This is a genomic window from Anaerolineales bacterium, assembly GCA_022866145.1.
In the GTDB taxonomy this organism is placed as follows: domain Bacteria; phylum Chloroflexota; class Anaerolineae; order Anaerolineales; family E44-bin32; genus PFL42.
In genome coordinates this window covers 1-4655 of sequence record JALHUE010000028.1, presented here as the reverse complement: position 1 = coordinate 4655, position 4655 = coordinate 1, and the positions used below count along the sequence as shown (strand labels likewise).

Sequence of the window (4655 nt, the reverse complement as noted above, 5' to 3'; positions counted from 1 at the left end):
GCCTTCGGCCAGCGTGATCGCCGACCTGGCCCATGATCTGCGTGTCCGGCAGCTGGCGTCTGTGCTCACCTGGCTGGACGAGTGCCGTCGCCGCCTAGACGCCGGGCCGGCTGGGGGAGGGCGGCATGCAGCCTAGCCAGTCTGAAGAGCGGAAGCCCAGGTGGGGAGTCGCTCGGCGCTGGCGGCCGACCCCGAAGGAGGGCGCCGGCAACTGGGTCTGGCATGCGCTGGCCGTGGGGGTGCTGGCCTGGGCCGCAGCGGCCTGCGCGCCGCCTCGGGAGGCGCCCCCGGCACAGGCGCCAGCCGAGGCCTCGACGCTGACGGTGTTCGCGGCTGCGTCCTTGACCGATGCCTTTCAGGCGATCGGCGAGGTCTTCGAACAGGCGCATCCGGACACCCAGCTGGTTTTCAACTTCGCCGCCTCGTCCGCCCTGCGAACGCAATTGGAGGAGGGGGCGCCCGCCGACGTCGTTGCGTTTGCCAGCGAGAAGGAGATGCGGCCGTTGATCGCCGCAGGGCTGGTGGAGGCGGGCGCGGGGCAGGTCTTCACCGCCAACGACATGGTCGTCGTCGTCGCCCCGCAAAGCTCGACCGCGGTCGCGTCCCTGAAGGACCTCGCCCATCCCGGGGTGAAGGTGGTGATGGTCGCGCCCGGGGTGCCAGCTGGAGACTATGCCCGCCGGGTGATCGAGAGCCTGGAATCGGTGCTGGGCGCGGACTTTGCGGAGGACGTGTTCGCCAACGTGGTCTCGCAAGAGGACAACGTGCGCCAGGTCTTGGCGAAGGTTCAGCTGGGGGAGGCGGATGCCGGCTGGGTATACCGGTCTGACGCCCAAGCGGCTCCCGAACTACGGGTGGTCGAGATTCCGGCGGAGTTCAATGTGCGGGCGGCGTACCCGATCGCCCCGCTGCGCGCCGCCGAGAACCCGATGGCCGCAGTAGACTTCGTCGAGCTGGTCCGCTCGGCGCATGGGCAGCGGCTGCTTGAGCAAGGAGGCTTCCTCCCTGTTGGGCCGTAGTCCCTCCCGCCGCAGTCCGGACGCCTCGCCAGATCGCACGCTGGTCGCAGCCCGCGGCCGACCGGTGGCGCTGTTCGTCCTGTTGGCAGGCCTGATGGTCTTGGTGCTGGCGGTGCCGGTGCTGATGCTGCTCTGGCGCGGCCTGACCTCCGACCCGCTGCGATTCCTGGCGGACCCGACCGTTCAGGCCGCCCTGCGCCTGAGCGCGTGGACCTCTAGCCTGGCGACCGCTGCCGCCCTGATCCTGGGAATGCCGCTCGCCTACCTGCTGGCCCGCAATCGCTTTCCGGGGAGAACCTGGCTCGAAGTCCTGGTGGACCTTCCGATCGTCCTGCCGCCGGCGGTGGCGGGCATCGCTCTGCTGGCCGCCTTTGGGCGGCGCAGCCTGATCGGAGCGGCGTTGGCACAGCTGGGGATCAGCCTGCCGTTCACGACTGCGGCCGTGGTGCTGGCCCAGGTCTTCGTGGCCGCGCCATTGTTCATTCGCGCCGCCCGCATCGGGTTCAACAGTGTGGATGTGCAGATTGAGGAGGCCGCCTACACGGAAGGCGCCAGCCAGTGGCAGCTGTTCCGGCACGTCATGTTCCCGCTGACCGGGCGGGCGCTGTTCGCCGGATTGGTGTTGTGCTGGGCACGAGCTCTGGGGGAGTTTGGCGCCACGATCTTGTTCGCCGGCAATCTGCCCGGGCGCACCCAGACCATGCCGTTGGCGATCTTCATCGGATTTCAGCAGGACATCGGCATCGCCCTGGCGCTGGCCTCGATCCTGCTCGTCGTCTCCGGTCTGGTCCTAGCCGTGCTGCGCAGGGTCGAGAGCGAGGCGCGCTTGTATTGATCCGCCGGAGGCCGCCGGTTGGCTCCCCGATCCCCGCCGGCACCTCGCATGGCTCGCTGATGGATTGCTCCGGCCCCCTGGCCGGCCCGGGAGGCAGACGGAGGTGCTCTGCAGTGGCGCGGAGGGGGCTGCCGCTCGTCAAGGAGCTCCGCGCTCGGTCGAGATCCAGAGCCGTTCCCCATCCGTCTCCATCCATACCCAGCCGTAGGTCATGGTGTCAATCAACCGGATGCCGCGGCTATTGGCCACCGTCCGGAGGGCGGGATTCTCGGCGGCGGGGGCGGGGTCTCCCGCCAGGACAACCGCCCGAGGAGACAGGGCCTCGATCCACTCGGGAGGATTGACGGCAAGGTGGCCGCCGGAGGCGGCAACGTACCCCGTCAACGCCGGCGGCGCGGCGGGATGCATCTGTGCCTGGATCAGGTCCGGGTCTGCGCCGGGCGCCAGCAGAAAGCGCGCCCGGCCAAATTGCGCCAGCAGCAGGCAGCCGTGCTCGCTGACGGCCAGCACCTCCAGCGCCGCCCCCATGCCTAGATCGAAGCGTTGGCCTGGTGCCGCCGATTCAATAGCGGCCCCATCGCCGGCCAACTCTGCTTCCAACAAGCTGAGCGAGCGCGGCCGACGCGTTCCACAGATGAGCACACCGTCGACCCTCACGTGCTGGGAAATGCCGTTCAGCCCGGTGAGCGAGTCCGAGTCAGACGATCCCAGGATCAGCCAGTCCAGGCTGCGATCCAAGAGCGGCAGCCGTCTTCCAATCGCCTGGCGCAGCTCGGCCGGGTCGGCGCCGCCTCCGACCAGCAGGGTCCGGCCCGTGGGCGAGGTGAGCAGAACCCCCTGGCCGCGTTCGCTGTCGAGGACGGTAAGGGACAGCCGCCCATCCGGACGGTCGATGCCTGCCTTCCAGACTAGGATGGCGCCCAAGCCCAGCAGCGCCGGACCTGCGGCGCGCGCCAGGGAGGCGGACATTTCGGCCGCTTGTTGCGGCCAAGCGCCGCGAGCGAGGGCTGTACCCCCGAACAGCAGCAAATAGAAGGCGACAACAACCCAGGCTGACGTCTGCCCGAGGGCAATGGATCCCGCCGGCCAGCTGGAGAAGAACTCGACCGCCCGAATGGTCAGCGCGGCGAACGGCCAGGCCGCCCACGCCAAGGGCTGAGCCGCCAGTGGCCAGACCATACCCACCAGCATGGCGGAGCCGCCGAGGATCATCAGCGGAGGCTGGAGCGGCAGGATCACGGGGTTGGCTACCAGCGAGATCAGCGAGAGCCGCTGGAAATAGTACACCGTCAGCGGCAGGGTGGTCGCCTGCGCCGCCAGCGTGATCAGGAGCATCCCCGCCAGCGGAGACGCGGCGCGCTCGACCCAGGCGGGCGGCAGCCACCGGGTGAACCAGGCATCCGCCCGAGCTTGAAGCGGGGCCGCGTACAGGATCAGGCCCAGGGTTGCCGCGAAGGACAACTGGAAGCCGACGTCGAACAACGTCGCCGGATGGATCACGGTCATCAGCAGGGCGGAGGCCATCAAGGTCAGGAGGGCATCAGCCGTGCGCCCTAGCCAACGGGCGAGCAGAGCCAGGCCGGCCATCCAGGCTGCCCGGACGACGGAGGCCGAGGCTCCGACGAGCACGGTGTAGCCGGCGATGGCGATGACGGCAGCCCAGGCACCGCGCCTGGCGCCGAGCAGGCGCCCGAAGGTCTGAACGAAGATGGCGCTGAGGATGGCGATGTTGAAGCCGGAGATGGCGATGATGTGGCTGGTGTTCGTGCGGTTGAAAGCGCGCATGACCTCGTCGGAGATCCCGCTCTCCACGCCGAGGAGAATCCCGGCAAGCAGACCGGCCTCCGGATCCGGGAACAATCGCTGCAGCGTCTCCAGGCCCCTGCGCCGCAGATCGTCCAGCCAGTGCAGCGGCAGGCTTCCCTGACGAGTTGCCAGCCGGAGGGTGGTGGCTTGCGGCATCCAACCCTGGATCCCCTGGCGGGCAAGGAAGGCTTCGTAGCGGCTGCGGTCTGAAGCCTCCGGCATGTGCAGCAGGCCGTGCGCCTGGAGACGATCGCCATACGACCAGCGGATCGAGCGGTCGCCGGAGATGACAGCCAGCCCGCGCACCGCCCTTGGGGTGAAGTCGCCGTCAAGCAGCACGCTGTCCACCCGCAGCCGTAGGGTTGTCCAGTTGGCGCTTTCCTCGGGAAAGGCGGCGACCACGCCGGTGAGCGTGAGCGGCTGTTGAATGCCCGCATAGTAGGTGAGGAAGTCAGGGGTCATGCGAGGTTGAGCGGCGAGCAGGCGCAGCCCGCCCAGGCAGAACAACGCACCGGCCACGAACGCCAGCCGCAGGCGAGGGGGGCGAGGGCACACCAGGGCGCCCGCCCCGAAGCCGACGGCAACGAGCGTCCACTGAAGAGGGTTCAGGTGGAGGGTGGAAGCGCAGGCGATGCCTGCCAGCCAGGCGGCGGACAACCCGATGAGCGCGTACACGCCCCCTCGGCGCATCGGAGTGATTCATTATAGGGACAAAGCACTCCGGTCGGCAACACCTGGCAGGTCCCTGCCGCTGACGAACGGGAGCGGCGCGGCTGGACCGGGCTCCTTGGAGCGGAGAATAGCCAGCGGCGGTTGATCGGGCGCGCGGCAGCAACCCCTATCCCGCAACCTGCGGCCGGGAGGCCGAAGGTCTCTCGCTCCGGCCGCGCGGGGGTGCGCGGCCCAGCCGGGCGTCGAGGCCGGTCGGACCCATGGCGGGTGAAGGCTGTTGAGTGAACGCAGAGCTCTGAGGGGTGCCCTGGACGGGTGGGCTG

At 69.3% G+C, this 4655-nt stretch carries 3 protein-coding genes; 2 read left to right on the top strand and 1 reads right to left on the bottom strand.

Going from position 1 to position 4655, the window contains the following annotated elements:
• Positions 1-125 precede the first annotated feature (125 nt).
• Positions 126-1019: a molybdate ABC transporter substrate-binding protein gene (modA, locus tag MUO23_00905; GenBank protein ID MCJ7511509.1), complete on the top strand. Its 894-nt coding sequence runs from the start codon at positions 126-128 to the stop codon at positions 1017-1019.
• The gene (locus MUO23_00900; GenBank protein MCJ7511508.1) at positions 1009-1854 is read left to right on the top strand and encodes an ABC transporter permease; all 846 of its coding nucleotides are present in this window, start codon (positions 1009-1011) and stop codon (positions 1852-1854) included. Before modA ends, MUO23_00900 begins: the two co-directional genes overlap by 11 nt.
• 138 nt (positions 1855-1992) lie before the next feature.
• Here MUO23_00900 and MUO23_00895 read toward each other — a convergent pair whose 3' ends face one another.
• Entirely contained in the window at positions 1993-4350 is a 2358-nt protein-coding gene (locus MUO23_00895) for a ComEC/Rec2 family competence protein (protein ID MCJ7511507.1), read from the bottom strand.
• Positions 4351-4655: the final 305 nt, after the last annotated feature.